This is a genomic window from Peribacillus sp. Bi96 (assembly GCF_918698115.1).
Classification (GTDB): Bacteria; Bacillota; Bacilli; order Bacillales; family DSM-1321; genus Peribacillus.
Map to the genome: position 1 here is coordinate 26,913 of NZ_CAKKLV010000001.1, position 21,370 is coordinate 48,282.

Below are 21,370 nucleotides of genomic sequence, written 5' to 3' on the forward strand. Positions count from 1 at the left end.
ACTTTAACAAATTTCATACAAAGATTTACTCTTTCTTAACGTACGTTCACTTGGCAACAAGATACATTGAAGATGTAGCGGGAAACTAAAACATTTGGAGGCCAATGGAATGAGAAGAAGGGAAAGAACCGAGATTTTGATTCAAGGCTCTGAGGCCATTGCGAAGGAATTTGCCAAGGAAATAGAAATGATATATAAAGTTACCGTCATTCAAAAGCCAGAGAGTGCTCTTGTGTTGCTAAAGACAAGGGAAACGGCAAAAAAGAGCTTGTTTTATCTTGGGGAAATGCTGGTGACTGAATGCACGGTCCAAATCCAGGATTCAATCGGGATTGGTATCGTGAAGGGACATCGGGAAGAGCTGGCACATAGTTTAGCTATCATTGATGCCGCTTATCAGGCAGATCTTGGCGAAACAAGATTATGGTCACTTGTTTTAGAAAATGAGAAGAAGAATATACAGAAAAACCTTCAAGAGCTGAATCGATCAATTCTTAGAACCAAGGTTAACTTTGAGACAATGGATGTTCAATAAGGGGGGAAAGCAATGAATCTGGATGTAGTTCATGATATACAAACTGTTTATAGAAAGCTTGTAACGGCGACTTCAAGACCTGGAACTTTAGTGGTTTTGGAGAGGGAAGCCAAGACTTTGGGGGTTCAAATAGAATGCTTATCTTCTACTATCCTGCTTGCACGCACGGTACTTGACCCTGAAGTGACTTTCAAGGTCATTGCAAAGGAGGAGGAGGCAGTGTCAAGAATGATTAATCAGCTTACATATTCAAAGCCTGTCGAATTGCCAGAAGCAGATTTCATCTTTATTTTACATGATGCTTCCGAAGAGCAACTGAAGGAAGCTTTAAATCATGCAAAGGTAGGTAATCTGTTGAACCCTCATGAATCGGCAATGATTATTTTAGAAGTACCGGATGTAACAAAAGGGGACTCAATGATCCTTTCAGGACCAGGAATTCAACAGGAATCAATTATAACACTCCCGAATGCTACCTCTTGGCTGGGTGCAAGGAACGAAAAAAACAGAGAATTCCCGTTAGGAATCGATATGTATTTTGTGGATCAACAAGATCGTTTAATAGCTTTACCGAGAACGACGCAAATCAAAGGAAATGGGGGTGAGATTATATGGGATATGTTGCAGTAAAGGGCGGAACAAAGGCGATTGAGGAATCCATTAAACGCTTAAAGTATGAACGGGTCAAAAAAGGGACGGCTATAGAGCTTCATAAGATAGAAGCTGGGATGAGAGGGTTGATTGATCAGGTAATGTCAGAAAGCAGTTTGTATGATCAAACACTGGCTGCACTTGCTATTAAACAGGCTGAAGGCAATCCGGAAGAAGCTGTTTTCCTTTTAAGGGCCTATCGATCTACTTTGCCGCGAAAACATGTTTCACGAGTGATCAGTTCTGAAAATATGAAAGTGGAACGGCGGATATCAGCTAGTTTTAAGGATGTACCTGGCGGCCAGATTTTAGGTGCTACGACCGATTATACACATCGGTTACTAGATTCGGAGTTAGAGCAAGAATCGGATATAAGCATTCAAGATTGGTTACGAGCTTTTCAGGATGAGAATCATTCAATCGAAAATCAGGACCATATGGGTGATTTAAACCATTTGCCTAAAGTTTTGGACTACTTAAGAAGTGAAGGCTTATTAGCAGGCTGTGAAAACAATGATTTGCAGCCTGGGGATGTTACAAGGAAAAGTCTAGAGTTTCCTTCAATGCGGAGTGAACGCCTGCAAATTTTAACAAGAGGCCAAACCGGTGCAGTGACATCACTTGCTTATGCAGTCATTCGAGGATATGGTGCACTGCACCCGACAGTAGGGGAGCTACGCGTAGGGCAGCTGCCTGTCCATCTCGATCACCCGCTGCTGGACGAAGGGCAAGAGGAAGATAGCTATTATATTGGAGACTTCACAGCAACGGAGGTAGAGATGCTCATTCCGCTTACGGTAGAGAAAGACCAAGGCAAAAAAGAAATAGAGTTTGAAGTTGGTTATGGCATGTGCATGGGACAAAATGAAACAAAAGCAATTGCAATGGGCATCTTGGATAATTGCCTGGAAAAACCAAACAAGGAGTTTCCAAGTCACAACGAGGAATTCGTTCTTTATCATATAGATTCAGTGGAATCAACGGGCTTTATCTCCCATTTGAAGATGCCTCATTATGTTACGTTCCAATCCAAGCTTGATAGCATTCGGAAGTCGAAAGATAAGACTACAGAGCAGGAGGTTGGATTGCATGAATAAAACCTATAATTTCGCATTCTTTGATGAAGGGTCGAAACGGGAAATTAGAAGAGCAACACTGAAGGCGATTGCCATTCCCGGTTATCAAGTCCCATTCGCTTCAAGGGAAATGCCGATTGGGCGTGGTTGGGGAACGGGCGGACTGCAGTTGACATTGTCATTGATCGGAAAGGATGACGTCCTTAAGGTGATCGACCAAGGCTCGGATGAATCCGTTAATGCCGTTAACATAAAAAAACTCGTATCTGACACCACTGGGGTAAGGACAACGGAAAGCACAGCAGATGCCTCTTTAATCCAGTCTAGACATAGGGTGCCGGAAGTGCCGCTACAACGAGACCAAATTTTAATTCTTCAAGTTCCGTTACCAGAACCTTTAAGGAATTTTGAACCGAGCGAACAAGAAACGAAAAAGCTGCATGCTGAGAGAGAGTATAGCGGAGCATGGCTGATGTTATTTGAACAAATTATGAAGTACGGAATAATGGCGACGGATGCAGACCATCCGGTAATGGTGCACGACAGGTATGTCATGGCACCAAGTCCAATACCAAGATTCGATAATGCCAAGCTAGACGATAGTGAAGCGCTCATTTTGTTAGGTGCAGGTAGGGAGAAAAAGGTATATGCATTACCTCCATATACAAATGTATCATCTTTAGCATTTGATGATTATGCATTTGAAATTGAGTCCTTTACAAATCATGCTTGCATTCTCTGTGGTTCCAATGATTTGTTTTTGGATGAACTTGTTGATGGGGAATCAGGGGAAACGTATTTCCAATGCAATGATACAAGCAATTGTCTTGAAATGGTCAATCAAAAACAAATATCGGGAGTGAAATAAATGTCTGTGCTTGAGGTACCTGTATTATCAGTTAAACAGCTGAACAAACAGTATGGAAACGGATGTTCAACATGCAATTATATGAAATTAGGAAAAGTGACGAAAAACTATTGTCACGAATGCGGGACGGTATATGCCTGTAGAGGTGTTACGTTCGATTTGCATCACGGAGAAGTTCTCGGAATTGTAGGGGAAAGCGGCAGTGGCAAATCCACTTTAATGAAAAGTTTGTATTTTGATGAAGAAGTAACCGACGGAGACATGTATGTGGCTGGCTTTGAGGATGGAAAAAAGAATTTATTCATGGAGTCTGCCCAGAAAAAAAGATTCGTTCGAAACCATCTAATGGGGAAGGTTTATCAAAACCCTATTCTAGGATTGAAAATGAATTTCTCCTCGATAGGCAATATTGCTGAGAAGTTAATTTCAGCTGGGAACAGACATGTTGGCAGCATGGAAACAAGAGGGGCCGAGCTTCTTGAAGCAGTCAATATTCCCATTCATCGAATGAAAGAAGAACCAAGGAATTTCTCAGGCGGAATGCAGCAACGGGTCCAGATAGCAAAAGCATTGTCCAACAATCCACCGATACTGCTTTTGGATGAGGTCACCACAGGTTTGGATTTATCAGTTCAAGCAAGTGTATTGGACTTAATTAAAGGCCTCCAAAGAGATTTGAATATTAGCATTGTATTGGTATCCCATGATTTGGGCGTAATCCGAATGCTTGCAGACCGTACGCTCGTTATGCTGGAGGGTAAAGTAATCGAGCAGGGTTTGACAGATCAAATTCTCGAAGATCCGCAGCATTCTTATACCCAGCAATTAGTACACTCACTGCTGTAAAAGAAACTAAAGGAAAATGGGGGAAAAGACAATGTTGCTGATTAAAAATGGAAAAATAATAACGGAAGACTCGATATTGATGGACCATGATCTCTTAATTAAGGATGATAGAATTAGCCGGATTGCACCTGTGGGAGAAATCGAAACGAGTCCTGAGATGGAGGTGCTGGACGCTTTGGGGGGATATGTTACACCTGGTTTTATTGATCTCCATTCGGATTATATTGAACATATGACTGCGCCGCGCCCCACTTCTTTAATGAATTTTCATTTGAGCTTAAGGGAAACGGAAAAGGAACTGATTACGCATGGGATTACGACCATGTTTCACTCTCTATCTCTCTATAAATCTACTGAATACGCATATAAGCCAATTCGGGAGCCTGAGAATGTAAGAAAGCTTATTGACTTAATTGATCAAACACATAAGATGAAGCACCTGGTCCGTCATCGGTTTCATGCCCGTTATGAAATCGATAATTTGGAGGATATTGATAGTTTAAAAGAATATGTTTCGGAAAAGAAGGTGCATCTGGTCTCATTCATGGACCACACTCCAGGACAAGGGCAGTATCGGCATCTAGAGATTTATCGAAACACTTTAAGAGGATATAACGATTATAGTGATGAAGCCATTGATGTGATGATCCGGACTCATCAAGTGAAAGAAAAGCTGACGATTGAAAGAATGAAGGAAATTGCACTGCTAGCAAGAGAAAACAATATTGCCGTTGCCTCACATGATGATGATTCAATAGAGAAGCTTGAATTGGTTCACAGCTTTGGAACGAGTATAAGTGAATTTCCAATCACACTTGAGATTGCCCGTAAGGCCCATGATATGGGGATGTATACCATAGCCGGTGCACCCAATGTGCTTTTGGGAGGTTCTCACAGCGGGAACTTAAGTGCTTCTGAAGCTATTCAAGATGGAAGTATAGACATATTATGCAGTGATTATTACCCTGCAGCCCTGCTCCATTCAATGTTTGAATTAGTTGAAAACCATGGGATGGACCTTGTCGATATGTTTAAGCTAGTTACGATTAATCCCGCAAAGGCAGTCAAGATGGAAGACGAAATTGGATCGATTCACGAAGGGAAAAAGGCTGACATACTTATTATTGAAAAAATTTCTGGTGATTTCCCTGTCATAACAACTGTGATCGTAGATGGGAAATTGATTCAAAAAACGAATTACAGGATTTAAATTTTAGAAAGCGGGTGGCAAAGTGGAGAACATATTGGAGATCAAAGATTTATCCAAGTCTTTTATTTTACATAATCAACGCAAGCATATCCATGCGGTTAGCAACATTACGATCACAGTGAAAAAAGGGGAATTTATCGGCATTACAGGCAAGAGCGGCAGCGGAAAATCAACGATCTTAAAATCGATTTATGGTACCTATCAGGTTCAAGAAGGAGACATCTGGTATGAATCTTCCCACTATGGTGCGATTAATCTAGCAAAAGCTACTGAAAGGGAAATGATTTACCTGCGTAAGCATGAGATAGGCTATGTGTCCCAATTTTTAAATGTCATGCCAAGGACTACAGCAAGGGAGCTCGTTACCGGGGCCATCCTTGAAATGGGACAAACCAGGGAAATGGCCAATATTGAAACAGAAAAAATCCTCGACCACTTTGAAATAGGAACAGAGCTATGGGACAGTTACCCTGCTACCTTTTCAGGAGGAGAGAAGCTAAGGTTAAATATAGCAAGAGCAATGGTGAAAAGGCCGAGGCTCCTCCTGTTGGATGAACCGACAGCAAGTTTGGATCACGATTCTAAAGTGAAGGTAAAAACCCTGCTGGAACAGCTAATGAACGAAGGAACGACCATGCTGGGCATTTTTCATGACTTGGAGTTCATGAATCGGTTAGTAAATAAAGAATACAGCATACAGAATGGATGCTTTACTCAAGCTGTTCAATAAATTTAACGATTGATTCACATAAATTTTACTGAATATTCAGCCCTCTTAACAACAGGTTAGTATTGTACCGGTATTGTTATATGGGAAGTGACCGAAATAAGAAAAGATCTTTTAAACTGGAGGGGAAATTTAACGTGAAAAAATCGATGATGTCCATATTGATGTTAGTTATGTTACTGGTGTTTACAGGCTGTTCTTCTAGTAGTTCAACAGGTGCAAATGAAGATGATACATTAACCATAGCATGGCTGCCAAATGAATCCGGGGAAGATTTAGGGGAAGCCCGCGATGAAATCGGGAAGATCTTAGAGGATGCCACAGGAAAGAAAGTCGAACATAAGACCACTACGGATTATAACATTGCAATCGAGGCAATTGCTAATGGAAACGCAGATTTAGCTTTCCTGGGGGCACAAGGCTATATTGAAGCAAATAACAAAAACGATAAGGTTCAACCTCTAGTTGTTCCAAGCGGTGAATCAGGTACGTTGGATGATGCAGTCTATAAAAGCTGGCTGGCTGTTCAAAATGCAGATGACTATAAAATTAACGGCGAATACAAGATAGACGGTATCCAAGGGAAAAAGTTCTCCTTCGTATCAAATAGCTCTACATCTGGCTTCAAAGTTCCTTCCACAGGAATCGTTGATTATTTTTCGCAGCAAGATAAGTTTAAGGAATTAAAGGCCGAGGATTTATTGGAAGGCGGGAAAGATAAATTCTTCAGTGAAGTGCTTTATGGCGGTTCACACCAAGGATCCGCTGTAAATCTTTTAACCGGGAAAGCGGAAGTGGCAGCTTTTTGTGACACATGTGTCAATAATTATGTGGAGCTGGCTGATGGGGAAGAAAATAAAGCAGGTGCCGTGTATAAAGTAAAGAAGGATGCAGCTGAACCCTTCAACACAGTTGTAGATAAGACATTCTCACTCATTTCAGTGACTCCAGTTTTGAATGCACCTTTCGTTGTTAACACCGAATTAGTCAGTGAGGAAACACGTGAAAAAATTCTTGAAACGTTGATGTCTGATGAAATAGCAAATAACGAGAAAGTTTTTGTACCAGAAGATTCTAAGTTATCAGGTCTATTTAAACGGGTGAGCGGAAAAGAAAGATTGGTAGAAGTTGAGGATGACTGGTTCAATCCAATTCGGGAATTATCTAAATAAGGGCAGTAGAATGTAGGAGGATCATACATGAAAACATTATTGGAAGTGAAAAATGTCTCAAAACATTTTGGAAATGGTACAAAGGCGTTATCCAATATTGACTTCACTGTGAAAGAAGGAGAGTTCGTTTCGATCATAGGGCCATCTGGGGCAGGGAAATCAACTCTTCTTCGATGCATCAATAGGATGATCGATGCTTCTAGCGGAGAAATCATTTTTGATAATGATCATGTATACAAGGTGAATAAAAGGGAGTTAAAGAAGGTACGCAGGAAAATAGGGATGGTTTTTCAACATTATAATCTTGTAAATAGACTAAGTGTGATTGAAAATACCCTGCATGGACGATTAGGCTATAAATCTACACTGGCTGGAATCCTTGGCCTTTATAGCGAAGAGGAGAAACTTCAGGCAGCTAAAGTTCTCCAAATTCTCGGTCTGGAAGATCAAATCTATAAAAGGTCCGATCAGTTGAGCGGAGGCCAGAAACAGCGGGTTGGAATTGCTCGGGCACTTATCCAAAATCCTAAATTGCTATTGTGCGATGAACCGATTGCCTCTCTTGACCCGAATTCTTCCAAAGTGATTATGGATCATTTAAGGAATATCTGCACTTCCATGGGAATCACGGTAGTAGTCAACCTGCATCAAGTCGATGTTGCCCTGAAATATTCGGATCGAATCATCGGTGTGAATGGTGGCAAGGTTGTTTTCAATGGCACAACTCAAAATATAACCTCGAATGATATCCATCAGATTTATGGATCAGATGAAGGGAAGTTGATTTTTGATTTGGGAGGTTCCCATGTCGGCTGATGTTTTTGCAAAAAAGAGAAGAAATTCACTTGTATTGTTTTTGCTTATTGGAGCTGTGACGGCTGTTTCCATTATCATTACAGAATTCAGCATCGCAAAAGGGGTTACTTCCGTTCCTAAGGCCATACAATGGTCGTTATCGAATTTTTATCCAACAAAAGAGTCGCTTACCAAACTGCCAGATATTTTGATAAAGCTGAAAGAAACACTTTTAATATCCGTTGCTGCAACAACATTCGCGGGAATATTGGCCTTTGTATTTGCAATATTGGGTTCCAATACGACAAGAGTGAATGCTTTTTTCGGAGGTTTTAGCCGTGGGGTAGCGGTTTTATTTAGGAATATTGATGTCTCAATATGGGCGTTGGTTCTGTTATTTTCATTTGGACAAAGTTCCTTGACCGGTTATTTTGCCTTGTTTTTTGGATCTTTCGGTTTTTTAACAAGAGCTTTCATCGAAACGATCGATGAAGTGAGCTGCAGTTCCGTAGAAGCATTGCAGACAACCGGCGCAAGTTATCTAACCGTCATTTCGCAGTCTGTTATCCCTTCAACAATTCCGCAAATGATCAGCTGGGTACTTTTTATGATTGAAACGAATATCAGGAATGCAACATTGGTCGGACTGCTTACAGGATCGGGTATTGGTTTTACGTTTAATCTTTATTATAAAAACTTGAGTTATGACATTGCCAGTCTTGTCGTCATTACGATCATCATTTCGATATTAAGTATTGAATTGATCTCAAATTATGTGAGGAGGGTGATTTTATAATGCAGGCAGAGGGTCCAATCAAACCATTTCCTTCTCCTACTGGCCAGGAGTTAGATAAAATGCTACTTGAACGATTATCCAAAAAGCCCTTCTCGAAATCTTCAATCGCCATTAGGTTGAGTGTGCTGGTACTTGCAGTTTTGACTATTTATGCATTTGCCAGTTTTGATTATAAGGATGTTAAACTATGGGACGCGCTATTATTGACCGTCGACAATTTGAAGACCATGTTTCTTGAGCCGCATTTGAAGCACTTTACCTTTACTCAAGCGCTTTATCAAGTGTCGATTACATTAGGTTTAGCTTTCTTAACGACACTATTTGGTGCAATCATCGCCATGTTGTTGGGACTATTAGCGGCTGGAAATATCTCGTCCAAGCCATTATCGGTTATCATAAAGGGATCGGTTGCCCTGATTAGAGCCGTTCCTACCGTGTTATGGGTACTCATTTTTGCAGTCGCAGCAGGATTGGGCAGTGTTGCGGCAGTTATAGGGATGACGTTTCACTCCATAAGTTACCTTGTAAAGGCCTACTCGGAATCCTTCGAGGAAATTGATAAAGGTGCTATAGAAGCTCTGCAAGCAAGCGGTGCGAATTGGTGGCAGATCGTGTTCCAAGTCATCATTCCATCTTCGATCACTTACATCATTTCATGGACTTTCATGCGCTTTGAAATCAATTTTGCAGTGGCGGTAGCAATGGGGGCAGCTGCAGGCGCAGGCGGAATCGGCTTCGATATGTTCATGGCAAGTGGATTTTACTTTGACTTGAGTGAAATTGGAGCAATCACTTATTTTATCCTGATAATTGCAATCTGTCTTGAAATCTTCGCAACACAGATCAAAAGGAAACTAAAAGTATTATCTTGATAGATAAATATGGGTTCTGTCTATCTATCCATTTGATTTTTCGAGCACTCTATGTAGCCCATGACAGTTGCGTTCGATTCTATAGTATGCATGAAAGAAGACCACAAAATGAAGTGGTCTCTTTATTTGTTTGAAAATCGATAGGTATGACTAACAAAGCGTATGCTCCATTTAGCTTGTCGACCGCTGATTACGAATAATTATGGCCGATATTGTCATTGAAGGCTTAAATAAGGGCGGCCTTTATTTCTTGTATTTGTTTGACATGCCTTTGTTCATGTAAGGATAATAATTCAATCCATTGATCCAAAGATAGGTCCCCGAACAGCGGATGCTTGGCCTTCTTTCTATTTAAGACGGTATCTGTATCCATATCATAAAGAACCTGTAATAATCGATCCCTTGATTCTCCCAGTAAATCCATGAGGTTCGATAATTGAAATGGGTTTGGAGAGGGTGAAATGATATCAGGGGATGTGAATTTCCTTGTTCTATCAGTAACGAAGTAAATGTTTTTTTGAATGATATTATGAAAATCCCTTTCGCCAAGGCCATGAGCTATAGCTTCAGTAAATACCTGTTCCGTGAGATATAAGTGATGACAAATTTGGGCGACGTTCCATACTTCAGGCACAGGCCTATGGTGCAGCATATTTTCATCCAAATCCGTAATTTCCTCTATTAATTGGTTTCTTGATGCAAATAGCAAATCATACTCGATAAAATTCATATGAACTCCCCCATTTGTGACACCCCATTTGAAAGCATCACTGATTTTTTGATATAGGAAAAATAAAGGGATATCGGACTGCATGACGAATGCATAAAAAACTAAGAAGATGGTGAATTATTAAAAAACACTCTAAACCGATCTGGAGAACAAATGGATTCATGATTTCGATTCATTGCTGGGATATGTGTGATTCATGATTGTAGGGGTGCGACATCATGCTTGTAAGGAAGGCTTCTATTGAGTGAGAGTGTTAAGAGATACCTCGAAAAGGTTTGTTTCATTGGTAAGACCAGGATTCAAAGATCGGCTCTTCTGCTTGTTAACGGATGAAATAGATCTGAAGTCAGGTCTGCATTTCCAGGTATTTGATTTTTCTTGAGCAGCGATACCCTATCATGCTATGCGCATAACTTAGGTTTATGCCTGTAATTGACCCCATTACGTGGTTAACAGAAATCACGAATGTTCATATAAGGTGAGTCAAAAAAAAGAGCAGGCAGGAGTTTCTTCTTTTCATAACACTCTACCATATAAGTTTATCATAAAAAATAGAGATGTTTTTTATTAAAAGTAACTTCATTACTGAAAAGAGAAGGGTAAAAAAATTTATATGCTTACAGCTGGGGGAATTCTAAATCTATGCCCTGTAATAAAAAAGACGGAGGGTTTACTCTTCGTCTTTTTTTTGCCGTTTTAAATAGGATAGACTATCAAAAGTTGCGGACCAAATGGGAAACTTTTAAACTGAAGATAAACTGAACGAAATGGTCGGGTGAATGCGATGACTAAAACAATAGTCGGAAAACTGAATTTACATAGATATAAACGGGTGGCAGTCTTGGATATACCATCCGGGGCGGATTATTTAGCGGAGCTGCCGAATTACGATACAGAGCTTAAAGAAGGTGCGTATGATCTTATATTTACCTTTGTATTAGATATGGATTCTTTAAAAAGAATCGTGAATAAGGTGATAGAGAAAAATCATTTGAGTAAAAACGGTTATATGTATGTGGCATATCCCAAGAAGGGGAATAAGGAATATGCTACATATATTCATCGTGATGATTTGATGCAGGGCCTTGGTGCGGATGAAAACGGTTATGTTGGCTCAAGTGACATAAAGTTTGCACGTATGGTTGGATTGGATGAAGTCTTTACCGTAGTCGGGCTAAAAGAAGATTCGAAAAATAGAAACCGTTCATCTACCAAAGCAAGCCAATCAGTTGATGATTATATCGAAATGATTCAGGAGATTGAGAAAGATTTGCAGGATTCCCCTGATTTACTTGCGTTCTATCAATCCCTTACACCAGGATATCGTAAAGATTGGGCTCGCTACGTTTATAGTGCAAAACAAGAGGCGACCCAAGTAAAGCGGCGCCAGGAAATGAAAATGATTCTAGGAGAGGGCTACAAGACTAGGGATCTATATCGAAGAAATAAGTGAGGGTGGAAGATTGTCTTCCATTCTTCTTCTGTTTTTTGTCATGTTCATCCTATCAAAAGCATAGACTAGACCGAATCAAAACTTAAATCGTAATAATTATGATTTGCGAGGTGGTTGAACATGCTATTGAAACGATACACGGTCAATTTGCTGTTATGGACGCTGTTGTTTTTGCTGCTGGCATTCTTTTTTCTAGGCGATGTGTTTATGCCAAAAGTAATTGATTTCTCGGGCTACCCGATGCTGCATTCTGTGTGCGTCGTATTTTTGGGGTTGTTTTTAGAATCGATTCCATTCCTGTTCCTCGGTGCCATTGCATCTTCGTTCATCCAGCTGTTCATCAGTGAAGAAGTCATTCAGCGGATGATACCAAAAAGCCCCTTGACGGCCATTTTTGCTGCAATCGGGGCAGCGTTGATCATTCCAGTTTGCGAATGTGCCATCATTCCGGTCGTGAGGAGGCTCGTTCAAAAGGGTATTCCGGTACATGCAGGTGTTGTCTTACTCGTAACGGCCCCAATATTGAATGTCATAGTGTTCGGCTCAACTTATTATGCGTTTCAAAATAATCCGTCCATTCTATACGGGAGAATCATTCTCTGTGTCTTAACGGCCGTGATCGTAGGTTTATTCATTTATATATTCAGCAATAAAGATGTGGTCAAAGAGGAGAAGATAGTACCAGTTCACGATCATCACCACGATATTCCCTCCAGTAAGTGGACAAGCTTCATCGTTCATACCTCACAGGAATTTTTTATGGTCGGCAGATACTTTATCATCGGTGCCTTGTTTGCCAGCCTATTTCAAGTGCTTATGGATCGAACAGTAATGGCCGATATAGGGCAGGCGCCGATAAAAGGGACGGCGTTGATGATGGGAATAGCTTTTGTGCTTTCGCTCTGCTCGTCAGCTGATGCATTCGTTGCCGCTTCCTTTTCCCATAGTTTTCTGCCAGGCTCCATACTCGGTTTCCTTGTATTTGGGCCCATGCTGGATTTGAAAAATGTCCTGATCATGATGTCCTGCTTTAAACGGAGCTTTGTCATCACATATGTATTGCTTGTTTTCGCCGTTGTCTTTAGCCTATGCCTGATTGCTGGCGGATTGATCAGTAAGGGGGGAGTGTGATGAAACGATATTTTATCCAAAAACTTGAGGGCTTACTGCTGCTTGGATTGGGTCTCATGATTTTTAAATTGTATGTTTCTGGTCATTTAACGAAATTGATTGCACCTAAAATGGTTCCCTATGCATTGGCGGCGCTTTTTGCATTTTTAGTCATCAGTCTACTCCGGCTGAAAAAACAAAAACACGGTGTACATCATTGTGACTGCGAATCGAATGGAGAGTCTTCATCGTTGGTCCTGAAATATAGTTTGTTCTTTGTTCCGATTCTTCTTGGCTTCATCCTGACTGACTTTACATTAAGCGGGGAAGTGCTGGAAAATAGAGGGATGGCGAAGCAGCAGGCACAGAAGGTAAGTTCGTATGATTCAGGGAAACATGCGAATGAGGAGAAAATCTCCGTAACGGATGATAATTATTTTGAAGTACTGGATGATTTACTGAATAACCTCGATACGATCGAGGGGAAGGAAATAGAACTTTCGGGTTTCATATATCGTGAGGATACATTTACGAAAAAACAAATGGCCATCTCCCGCCTCTCCATGTCCTGCTGTGTAGTGGATGCAACGTTATACGGATATATGGTCAACGGAAATGTGGAAGGGATGAAGACGAATGATTGGTACACCATTACTGGTACATTAAAAAAAGGAAGCTATAAAGGTGAACCCGTGCCGGTGATCGACTTGAAAGAGTCGAAGAAAATAAAGGCACCGGAAGAAGCTTATTTATATGAGAATGTGCAAATCATCCAGTAGTATCGAAATATCCCGTGAAACGGTCGAATAAAGCTGCGTATCGGCCGGAATTTCCAGGTAAAGGCCGAAAAATGCTGCTAAACGGTCAAAATAATCGATTTAAAGCTTGAAAAAATAAGCCAAGGAATATCCCTGGCTTATTAAGTCAAAGAGTCCATTTGTTCTAAGAGAACGTAACATAGTATAATGGGCTTACTATGGACTGTGGTATAAGGGGGGATAAGCATGTCTTCAGGTAATCGCAACAATCAAATTGGACCGCCGCGGTTTGCTATTGCCATTCACTCATTGGTTTGGCTCGCACAAAGCGAAAAGCTCCTGACAAGTTCGGCAATCGCCTTAAAGGTGAATTCACATGCCACTTTTTTAAGAAAGGTGATGGCTCAGCTAGCATCTGCGGGGATCGTCGAAACTAAGGAAGGCAGGGATGGCGGGTATAGCTTGAAGGTGCCTGCGTCACAGCTTACTTTGGCCGATGTGTATCAAACGGTACGGCCGGAATGTCTTGTGTGTATGGAGACGAGCGAATGCGGTGAAGTCGTGAAGCAGTTGGATACGGCTTTGGAGGAAATCATGAACGAAGCCGAAAAGGAAACATTGCGCCTATTAAAGGGCTATACATTAGAAGAATTCATGAAAAAGGTCGACTTCACCAATTTTGAAAATGAGTGTCTAGGGTAATATCCTTGCAAGAGGATACCCTAAAATATATAATGTGCTTAATGCGATTGCATTTAAAATGAGGGGGTATTCACATGAAGGTAGAAATTTGGTCGGATTATCAATGTCCGTTTTGTTATATAGGGAAGCATCGATTTGCAGAGGCTTTAAAACAATTTGAAAATAAAGATCAGGTAGAGGTTACGTTCCGCAGTTTTGAGTTGGATCCAGAGGCAAAACGGGATATCAATATGACCCAAACTGAAATGCTTATGAAGAAATACGGCATGTCGCAAGCCGACGTGGAAGCGAGCAGCCAAAACCTGACCCAACAGGCAAAAGAATTGGGACTTAATTATCATTTGGACAAGGTGGTCTTAACGAATTCGTTTGATGCCCACCGCTTGATGCATTTTGCTGAATCAAAAGGTAAAGCGAATGAAATGAATGAACGCCTATTCCAAGCATACTTTACGGAAGGCAAACATATTGGCGATCATGCTACATTGGCCAGTTTGGCTGAAGAAGCCGGCCTTGAAAAATCTGAGGCGGAAGCCATGCTGGCAGGGAAAGCATTCACGGCGGAAGTAAGAGGGGATGAGCAAGAAGGAAGTCAGCTGGGAATTACAGGTGTTCCATTCTTTGTCATTAACCGAAAGTATGGCATCTCCGGCGCTCAGCCAACAGAGGCGTTCCTGGATACGCTGAAAAAGGTTTGGGCTGAGGAAAATCCGCTTCAAATGGTGAATGATCCAGCAGCAGGCGAAGCATGTACGGACGGTTCTTGTAACGTGCCGGAAAAATAAAAGTTGATGTGTAGATGGAGACCTGAAACTGGGGTCTCTTTTTTATGGGAGATTGGTCTGGTTAAAGAGAAGTTCAGTTTAAAAAGGAAATAGTGTATAGGGCAAAGAATATAGTGTAATGGATGACAATACCGAAAGATCCGAAATGAAAAGGAGCTAAAAAAGTGTTTATCATAATTGGAATACTTGTTGTCGCGTTTGCATGTGTATTAACTGCTAAATTAATTTCCTATAAATATTGGACGTGTATCTATACGGCATTCGGACATGATAATTATTTTAAGGTGATAGCGAAATTGGAAAGCGAAGGGATACATTTCAAAACGAAAACGCCTATGAATTTAGGTTCCGAGCACATTCAAAATCGCCATGAAACTGCTCAATATGATGTTTTTGTGAAAAAGGAACATGAGCAAATTGCCCTAAGGGCCTTGCACAAAAATTAATAAGTGAAAATCTTGAATCTGGCTGTCCTGGTGGCAGTCTTTTTTACTGGGTAAAAAAGTTAAGGGAGGAAATGGACGTTTCATGGAGAAAGGGGAATATATAACATTTTGGAGAAAGGGAATTAAATGATGAAAAAACATTTGCTTAAGATAGCGGAAAGAGAAGAACTTGTCGAATTATACTCGGATGCAAATGATGTAAGGAAATTCGGTGTGGCTATGATCTTAAAAGTGTCGGATGTCTTTGTCGTGGTAGCTAATATTGCTTCAACAGGGATGTATGATGGTTACAGTTTGCTTTATATGGACAGCATCCACCAAATGAATGTCAATACGAAATACATTAAGAAAATCAAGAAATTATATTTGGAAAAAAAACAAAATCATATTGAATTCGTTGATGGAAATGAAGATTTACTTTTGAGTTTTCTGGATTTTGCACATGAAAATAACTTCATGGTTTCTGTTGAACTTTTCAATAGTGGTTACGGGGATGTTCAAGGTTTTATTAAATACCTGGAAGATGATATATTTGTAATTTCAATGGTGAACGAAGTGGGGAAACTTGATGGTGAAGCATTCATTAAGTCGGCTGCCATACATTGCATCTCGTGTGATGGTGAAGAGGTAGCCGATTTAATGCTTGTATATTCGGATATGAGGAAATGATCATTGAGATTATTTGTAGGGGTACTTAAACTGGCTGTATGGGGTTCAATGGTTTTAAATAAGATAAAAGAAAAGACATGGGTTTTGAAGTGTCATATGTTTTCCATAGTTTCAAAGACTGAAAATTTGTATAATGGGTGAGATAGATTTAATTGAATGTACATATAGGAGGAACATGGATGAGTAAGCTTAATGGCAAGACCATTGCTTTATTGGGAGCGAGGAAGACGGAAGAACTTAGTAAGATTGTTCATAATCTTGGGGGAGTCCCGCTTGTTCGTCCGGCACAGGGGACGGTATTCCTTGATGATTCCCATTTAGAAGAAGATGTCACCCGATTGATGGCAGGGGAGTTCGATTGGATCATCCTCACGACGGGAGTGGGGACGGAACTATTATATAAAACGGCAGTGAAGATGGAAGCGGGAGATCGTTTCATAGAAGCTTTGATGTCTATGAAGATAGCTGCTCGGGGCTATAAAACGGTGAATATGCTAAAAAAACTCGGACTGCAGCCATTAATCCGTGATGATGATGGCAGTACGGCAGGGCTCGTTCGCAATCTGGAAGGCCATCTGTCTGGAGATGTAAAGGTCGCTTTGCAGCTTCACGGCGATCCAGCGCCTCTTTTGATGAACTGGTTGGATGAACAAAAAGTGGAACATAATGAAATCCTTCCATACGAACATATACCGCCCGAAAAAGAAACGATGCAACAGCTGACCCAAGAAATCCTTGAAGGAAAAATTGATTCCGTTGTGTTCACAAGTGCACCGCAGCCGCGTAACTTAATGAAGTTTGTCCGTGAGCAAGGTGTGGAGGATAAAATAATCGACTTGTTTACATCCGAGGTAATTGCTCTTGCAGTCGGAAAAGTGACGGCGCAGGTCGTAATCGATGAAGGAATTGAGCGGGTCATTTATCCTGAAGACCAACGGATGGGCAGTGCAATGGTGGAGCTGGTGAAGTATTATCAGGGAATTGCAAGCAGATAGGGGGAAGAGTGGTATGACCAAAGGCAAGGTCTATTTTGTCGGGGCAGGGCCGGGTGATGAGGGCCTGATTACCGTAAAAGGTCAAAAGGCGATTGAAAAAGCGGATATCATATTATATGATAGGCTGCTAAATCCCAAACTATTGGAGGCTGCCACTCTTGATTGTGAGTTGATATATTGCGGAAAGACACCATATACGAATGGCATCAGTCAAGGGGAAATCAATGAACTGCTTGTGTCCAATGCATCGGCAGGACATCGCGTCGTCCGTTTGAAAGGCGGCGACCCTGCCGTTTTTGGAAGAGTTGGGGAGGAAGCGGAAACGTTAAAAGATAAAGGGATCCCATTTGAAATCATTCCGGGGGTCACCTCAGGCATTGCCGCGGCCATGTATGCAGGAGTCCCCGTTACGCATCGGGATTACGGACGTTCCTTTGCGATGGTGACAGGCCATGACCGTACGAAGAAGGATATAGATTGGAAAGGTCTTGTACATAGTATAGATACTGTAGCATTTTATATGGGAGTGACCAACCTTCCCTATATCCGCGAAAATTTGATTAGTAATGGAAAGGCCGGGAACACGCCGGTGCTCGTCATTCAATGGGGTACATATGGAAGACAAGAAACGGTCGAGGGGACATTGGACGATATCGTCGAAAGGGTAAATGAAAGGTCGCTTCAAAACCCTGCAATTACCTTGGTCGGAGATATCATTTCACTTAGGGGAAAACTGCAATGGTTCGAAAAGAAGCCACTATACGGACAACAATTTTTAGTGGCCCGAACCGGAACGGCAAAGAGTTCCATGGCCGAAGCCCTGCTTGAACTTGGGGGCGATGTCATCGAGTTTCCTAAATGGATGACTGCAAAAGTGAAAATAGATGAAAGTCAGCTGCTCTCTTTTCTTTTATATGATCGCATTCTCTTCACTTCACCTGAAAGTGTCCATGGATTCTTGGATTTACTCACTGAATATGCTATTGATTTCCGCCGTATTTCTTCAAAACTTTATGTAATATCAAGAAAATCGAAGATGGTTATACAGCAACGTGGACTAATGGCCGAGCTCAAATCCGAGATGGAAGAAGCCGGAACCTTATTGGTCATTGGAGATCGCAGCAAGGACCAAAGAGATCCTGCTTACGGGGACGGGGATTATTTTCAATCCATCGATAAATTTGTCGATGAAAGATTCCTTGAAATTCTTCCGAGAATGCTAGTCGAGAAAGCTGTTGATACGGTACTTTTTTCGAATCGGCATTCAGTCGATGTGCTGATGCAATACGGGAACAAGGCTGACGTGGATGTTGAAGCGTTGCTAAATCACGCCTCCATCGGGGTAATCGGGAAAAGTACTGGCCAGAGACTTGAAGAATTAGGATTTTCACTGGATATGATGCCCAAAGAACCTTCTGTCGAACAAATGGTGGCGCTGATTGCGAAGAGGAACGTATTTTAGCCTCTGTTATCCAGGCCGTTTTCCATTTTGCAGCTTTTTAAGGATGGATGGGTGTTTTTTTTTGATTATCACCTGTCTTTTTTTTGAGAAGAGTCAAGCTCAGATTGGTCCTTTCATCGGATTAATTTTACGATCATTTGTCTTATTGATGATAATGCCAAATGAACTTATCAGGATTTTGTCGATGAAGGTATAAAAGACTTTTATTCCTTCCCGGATTGGGTATTATATATAAGTGACTTTTCTAGGGGGGCGAAGCAATTGAAACGCACATGGGAATTCGTATTAAGTATCATTGGCGTGAGTATCGCTGCGATTTCTTTGATCGTGACGATTTTAGCGGCAATTTATATCAACAGTATCAATTTGACGGAAATGGTGGACTACTCATCCATAACAGATTCACAGTTTTCAACGTCTGAGGTTGATATGTCTATCAAGTTATTCATGGGCATACTATGGGCGGGTATCATATCATTGTTCCTTGCCTTAGCAGGCGGCTTGATCGCTATCTTTCTATTAAAAGGAGGTAAAGCGAAGCCAGCAGGAATCTTATTGATCATTACAGGTATACTGACGATCTTTCATGTATGGCCGCTTATCTTCTTCATCGTACCGGGTATCATGTGTTTGGTAAGGAAACCAAGAGAACCGGTGGAAGTAATCGTATGATCTTGCACCATACATAGTTTTGTGATTTGAAAACAAAGGAGCTTCCCGAAAATATGGGTAAGCTCCTTTGTTCTGAGAATTGGCAGATACAAGATAATTTAGGGTAATATACCTTTTTATGCCTGCAATGACCAGTTTATCATGTTACTATAATTATAGATTTAAATATAAATAGACTGGAGTTTACGATTGATGAAGATATCTATAATGAAGGTTGGAATCTTGACCAGTTTAACATTCAGCATGTTCAATGGACAGGCTTTTGCTGAGTCTGGATTAACCAATGCGTGCTCATCATTTGGTGAAATCCAACCGAATGAAAACCCTTCCCATGAGAAGATTAACTGCTTACTGACGAATGCGGCAATTAAGGCTGAAATCCCCCCTGAAGTGGTAAAAGCTGTGGCTACACAGGAAAATGGGGATTGGAGACAATTTAATGATGACGGTAAACCGATTATATCCGCCGATGGCGGTATCGGTCTAATGCAGCTTACCAATAAAACTGGGTATGACCAGAAAAAGCTGGAAAATGATATAGTCTACAATATCGAGGCTGGCGTCGAGGTCCTGAGCGGTATGTATTCAAGAAATGATTATGATCTGCCGAAAATAACAGGCGCGGGACGCAGGGTCATCGAAAATTGGTATTTCCCTGTCATGGCATACAATGGGACAAAACCGGTTAACAGTCCACTTTACCAGGAAAACGGGAAAATAAATGTGAATGCCTACCAAGAGGAAGTTTTTGCCGAGATAGAAAACCAAAGCTATTTGAATGATACAATACTAGCAAAATATCCATTCAAAACAACGGACTTTCAATATGATCGGGAAAGCACTGAAAATATCATCTTTAAAAATCTTGTATACACACTGGCTGATCAAACGCATGACTCTGTTTATTGGTTCAAGGCAGGAGACAAAGTGGTGACGTCGTCCAGCGTGAAAATACGGGAACAAGCAAGTACCTCGTCTGGCTACAAAACAGTGTCAAAGGATACCATCTTGATCATCACGGGTGAATTTGTCTATGACAAGTCTAAGGAAAATAAATTTGTCTGGTATCCCGTACAAACGGAAGACAAGAGTATGAAGGGGTATGTTTCATCGGCTTACATCTCCAATAGGCTATCAAGTCCAGTGGTTCCTATAAAGGATACGATTAAGCCAGTGATTTCAGGTGCCGGGAATAAAACCATCAAACTTAATTCTTCATTCAATCCCAAAACAAACGTGAGTGCCAAGGATAATGCCGATGGCAACATGACTAGTAAATTAAAAGTGACGGGTACAGTGAACACGAAGAAAAAGGGCACCTATACATTGAAGTATACGGTCACCGATCAATCGAAAAATACTGCGACAGTCACCAGAAAAATCACCATAGATGGCACCAAACCCGTCATCTCCGGAGCCAATAGTAAGACCATCGCTTATAACTCGACATTCAATCCTAAATCAGGCGTAACGGCGAAAGATAATCTGGATGGCAACGTGACTAGTAAAATCAAGGTGACGGGTACGGTAAATACGAAGAAAAAGGGAACGTATACATTAAAGTATACAGTCACAGACCAATCGAAAAATATAGGTACTGTCACCAGAAAGATTACGATAGACAGCACCAAGCCCGTCATTTCCGGAGCCAAAAGTAAAACCATTGCCTATAACTCGACATTCAATTCCAAATCCGGTGTATCCGCGAAAGATAATCTGGATGGAAGTTTGACAAGTAAGATCAAAATAACAGGGACTGTAAATACGAAGAAAAAAGGTTCCTATACATTGACTTACACAGTGACGGATATATCGAAGAATAAGGCAGTTGTAACAAGGAAAATCACTGTTAAATAGATGGCAAAAAGGGATTCCGTTAATATTGGAATCCTTTTTTATTGGAATGAATGAATATGGTTTGCGGAAAGCAAGGCATATATAATAGTAGAAAGTGTGTGTTGAATGATATTTCAGGTGAGTGAATGTTGATAAAAAATGTTATGATTGTAAAAAGATGTAAAAATGATCTGAAGGGGGATT

At 41.0% G+C, this 21,370-nt stretch carries 23 protein-coding genes; 22 read left to right on the forward strand and 1 reads right to left on the reverse strand.

Annotation, left to right across the window (positions count from 1 at the left end):
• Positions 1–109 precede the first annotated feature (109 nt).
• The 11 genes from phnG (at position 110) to LQ203_RS00200 (ending at position 9,548) form a co-directional block, all read left to right on the forward strand.
• The gene (gene phnG, locus LQ203_RS00150) at positions 110–535 is read left to right on the forward strand and encodes a phosphonate C-P lyase system protein PhnG (RefSeq protein ID WP_230154479.1); all 426 of its coding nucleotides are present in this window, start codon (positions 110–112) and stop codon (positions 533–535) included.
• Positions 536–547: 12 nt separating this feature from the next.
• Positions 548–1,165 (forward strand): phosphonate C-P lyase system protein PhnH, encoded by a 618-nt coding sequence (gene phnH / locus LQ203_RS00155; RefSeq protein WP_230154480.1) that lies wholly within the window; start codon positions 548–550, stop codon positions 1,163–1,165.
• Positions 1,147–2,283, forward strand: a complete 1,137-nt coding sequence (locus LQ203_RS00160) for a carbon-phosphorus lyase complex subunit PhnI (RefSeq protein WP_230154482.1) — start codon at positions 1,147–1,149, stop codon at positions 2,281–2,283. Before phnH ends, LQ203_RS00160 begins: the two co-directional genes overlap by 19 nt.
• Positions 2,276–3,130, forward strand: a complete 855-nt coding sequence (locus tag LQ203_RS00165) for an alpha-D-ribose 1-methylphosphonate 5-phosphate C-P-lyase PhnJ (RefSeq protein ID WP_230154484.1) — start codon at positions 2,276–2,278, stop codon at positions 3,128–3,130. Before LQ203_RS00160 ends, LQ203_RS00165 begins: the two co-directional genes overlap by 8 nt.
• Entirely contained in the window at positions 3,131–3,976 is an 846-nt protein-coding gene (locus tag LQ203_RS00170) for an ATP-binding cassette domain-containing protein (RefSeq protein ID WP_230154486.1), read from the forward strand.
• Positions 3,977–4,007: 31 nt separating this feature from the next.
• Positions 4,008–5,186, forward strand: coding sequence for a phosphonate metabolism protein PhnM (gene phnM / locus LQ203_RS00175; protein WP_230154488.1), 1,179 nt, complete (start codon positions 4,008–4,010; stop codon positions 5,184–5,186).
• Between the two features lie 22 nt (positions 5,187–5,208).
• A complete protein-coding gene (locus LQ203_RS00180; protein ID WP_230154490.1) occupies positions 5,209–5,916 on the forward strand; it encodes an ATP-binding cassette domain-containing protein in 708 nt (235 codons plus the stop codon).
• Between the two features lie 134 nt (positions 5,917–6,050).
• Entirely contained in the window at positions 6,051–7,085 is a 1,035-nt protein-coding gene (gene phnD / locus LQ203_RS00185; protein WP_230154499.1) for a phosphate/phosphite/phosphonate ABC transporter substrate-binding protein, read from the forward strand.
• 27 nt (positions 7,086–7,112) lie between these two features.
• The gene (gene phnC / locus LQ203_RS00190; protein WP_098369895.1) at positions 7,113–7,901 is read left to right on the forward strand and encodes a phosphonate ABC transporter ATP-binding protein; all 789 of its coding nucleotides are present in this window, start codon (positions 7,113–7,115) and stop codon (positions 7,899–7,901) included.
• Positions 7,891–8,676: an ABC transporter permease subunit gene (locus tag LQ203_RS00195; RefSeq protein ID WP_230154501.1), complete on the forward strand. Its 786-nt coding sequence runs from the start codon at positions 7,891–7,893 to the stop codon at positions 8,674–8,676. Before phnC ends, LQ203_RS00195 begins: the two co-directional genes overlap by 11 nt.
• A gap of 59 nt (positions 8,677–8,735) precedes the next feature.
• On the forward strand, positions 8,736–9,548 hold the full coding sequence (locus tag LQ203_RS00200; protein WP_230155333.1) for an ABC transporter permease subunit: 813 nt from the start codon (positions 8,736–8,738) through the stop codon (positions 9,546–9,548).
• 226 nt (positions 9,549–9,774) lie between these two features.
• Here LQ203_RS00200 and LQ203_RS00205 read toward each other — a convergent pair whose 3' ends face one another.
• Entirely contained in the window at positions 9,775–10,278 is a 504-nt protein-coding gene (locus LQ203_RS00205) for a DinB family protein (RefSeq protein ID WP_230154503.1), read from the reverse strand.
• Positions 10,279–11,062: 784 nt separating this feature from the next.
• Between LQ203_RS00205 and LQ203_RS00210 the strand changes: the two genes are divergently transcribed.
• The 11 genes from LQ203_RS00210 to LQ203_RS00260 all read left to right on the forward strand — a co-directional run bounded on the left by LQ203_RS00210 (position 11,063) and on the right by LQ203_RS00260 (position 21,187).
• Positions 11,063–11,731, forward strand: a complete 669-nt coding sequence (locus LQ203_RS00210; RefSeq protein ID WP_230154505.1) for a YdeI/OmpD-associated family protein — start codon at positions 11,063–11,065, stop codon at positions 11,729–11,731.
• Positions 11,732–11,851: 120 nt separating this feature from the next.
• The gene (locus tag LQ203_RS00215; RefSeq protein WP_230154507.1) at positions 11,852–12,862 is read left to right on the forward strand and encodes a permease; all 1,011 of its coding nucleotides are present in this window, start codon (positions 11,852–11,854) and stop codon (positions 12,860–12,862) included.
• A complete protein-coding gene (locus LQ203_RS00220) occupies positions 12,862–13,620 on the forward strand; it encodes a TIGR03943 family protein (RefSeq protein WP_230154508.1) in 759 nt (252 codons plus the stop codon). The genes LQ203_RS00215 and LQ203_RS00220 overlap by 1 nt, the downstream gene beginning before the upstream one ends.
• Positions 13,621–13,845: 225 nt before the next feature.
• On the forward strand, positions 13,846–14,301 hold the full coding sequence (locus tag LQ203_RS00225) for an Rrf2 family transcriptional regulator (protein ID WP_230154509.1): 456 nt from the start codon (positions 13,846–13,848) through the stop codon (positions 14,299–14,301).
• 74 nt (positions 14,302–14,375) lie between these two features.
• Positions 14,376–15,086, forward strand: coding sequence for a DsbA family oxidoreductase (locus LQ203_RS00230; RefSeq protein ID WP_230154510.1), 711 nt, complete (start codon positions 14,376–14,378; stop codon positions 15,084–15,086).
• Positions 15,087–15,250: 164 nt separating this feature from the next.
• A complete protein-coding gene (locus LQ203_RS00235) occupies positions 15,251–15,532 on the forward strand; it encodes a hypothetical protein (RefSeq protein ID WP_230154511.1) in 282 nt (93 codons plus the stop codon).
• Between the two features lie 126 nt (positions 15,533–15,658).
• Positions 15,659–16,201: a hypothetical protein gene (locus LQ203_RS00240; RefSeq protein ID WP_230154512.1), complete on the forward strand. Its 543-nt coding sequence runs from the start codon at positions 15,659–15,661 to the stop codon at positions 16,199–16,201.
• Between the two features lie 179 nt (positions 16,202–16,380).
• Complete coding sequence (locus LQ203_RS00245) at positions 16,381–17,196, forward strand: uroporphyrinogen-III synthase (protein ID WP_230154513.1); 816 nt, start codon at positions 16,381–16,383, stop codon at positions 17,194–17,196.
• Between the two features lie 13 nt (positions 17,197–17,209).
• Entirely contained in the window at positions 17,210–18,658 is a 1,449-nt protein-coding gene (gene cobA, locus LQ203_RS00250) for a uroporphyrinogen-III C-methyltransferase (protein ID WP_230154514.1), read from the forward strand.
• A 261-nt stretch (positions 18,659–18,919) separates the two neighbouring features.
• Positions 18,920–19,330, forward strand: a complete 411-nt coding sequence (locus LQ203_RS00255; protein WP_230154516.1) for a DUF4064 domain-containing protein — start codon at positions 18,920–18,922, stop codon at positions 19,328–19,330.
• A 192-nt stretch (positions 19,331–19,522) separates the two neighbouring features.
• Positions 19,523–21,187 (forward strand): immunoglobulin-like domain-containing protein, encoded by a 1,665-nt coding sequence (locus LQ203_RS00260; RefSeq protein WP_230154519.1) that lies wholly within the window; start codon positions 19,523–19,525, stop codon positions 21,185–21,187.
• Positions 21,188–21,370 lie beyond the last annotated feature (183 nt).

Coding starts and splice junctions, on each gene's coding strand:
- phnG (WP_230154479.1), top strand. CDS start 110: ATGAGAAGAAGGGAAAGAACCGAGATTTTGATTCAAGGCTCTGAGGCC.
- phnH (WP_230154480.1), top strand. CDS start 548: ATGAATCTGGATGTAGTTCATGATATACAAACTGTTTATAGAAAGCTT.
- LQ203_RS00160 (WP_230154482.1), top strand. CDS start 1,147: ATGGGATATGTTGCAGTAAAGGGCGGAACAAAGGCGATTGAGGAATCC.
- LQ203_RS00165 (WP_230154484.1), top strand. CDS start 2,276: ATGAATAAAACCTATAATTTCGCATTCTTTGATGAAGGGTCGAAACGG.
- LQ203_RS00170 (WP_230154486.1), top strand. CDS start 3,131: ATGTCTGTGCTTGAGGTACCTGTATTATCAGTTAAACAGCTGAACAAA.
- phnM (WP_230154488.1), top strand. CDS start 4,008: ATGTTGCTGATTAAAAATGGAAAAATAATAACGGAAGACTCGATATTG.
- phnC (WP_098369895.1), top strand. CDS start 7,113: ATGAAAACATTATTGGAAGTGAAAAATGTCTCAAAACATTTTGGAAAT.
- LQ203_RS00195 (WP_230154501.1), top strand. CDS start 7,891: ATGTCGGCTGATGTTTTTGCAAAAAAGAGAAGAAATTCACTTGTATTG.
- LQ203_RS00200 (WP_230155333.1), top strand. CDS start 8,736: ATGCTACTTGAACGATTATCCAAAAAGCCCTTCTCGAAATCTTCAATC.
- LQ203_RS00205 (WP_230154503.1), bottom strand. CDS start 10,278: ATGAATTTTATCGAGTATGATTTGCTATTTGCATCAAGAAACCAATTA.
- LQ203_RS00210 (WP_230154505.1), top strand. CDS start 11,063: ATGACTAAAACAATAGTCGGAAAACTGAATTTACATAGATATAAACGG.
- LQ203_RS00215 (WP_230154507.1), top strand. CDS start 11,852: ATGCTATTGAAACGATACACGGTCAATTTGCTGTTATGGACGCTGTTG.
- LQ203_RS00220 (WP_230154508.1), top strand. CDS start 12,862: ATGAAACGATATTTTATCCAAAAACTTGAGGGCTTACTGCTGCTTGGA.
- LQ203_RS00225 (WP_230154509.1), top strand. CDS start 13,846: ATGTCTTCAGGTAATCGCAACAATCAAATTGGACCGCCGCGGTTTGCT.
- LQ203_RS00230 (WP_230154510.1), top strand. CDS start 14,376: ATGAAGGTAGAAATTTGGTCGGATTATCAATGTCCGTTTTGTTATATA.
- LQ203_RS00240 (WP_230154512.1), top strand. CDS start 15,659: ATGATGAAAAAACATTTGCTTAAGATAGCGGAAAGAGAAGAACTTGTC.
- LQ203_RS00245 (WP_230154513.1), top strand. CDS start 16,381: ATGAGTAAGCTTAATGGCAAGACCATTGCTTTATTGGGAGCGAGGAAG.
- cobA (WP_230154514.1), top strand. CDS start 17,210: ATGACCAAAGGCAAGGTCTATTTTGTCGGGGCAGGGCCGGGTGATGAG.
- LQ203_RS00260 (WP_230154519.1), top strand. CDS start 19,523: ATGAAGATATCTATAATGAAGGTTGGAATCTTGACCAGTTTAACATTC.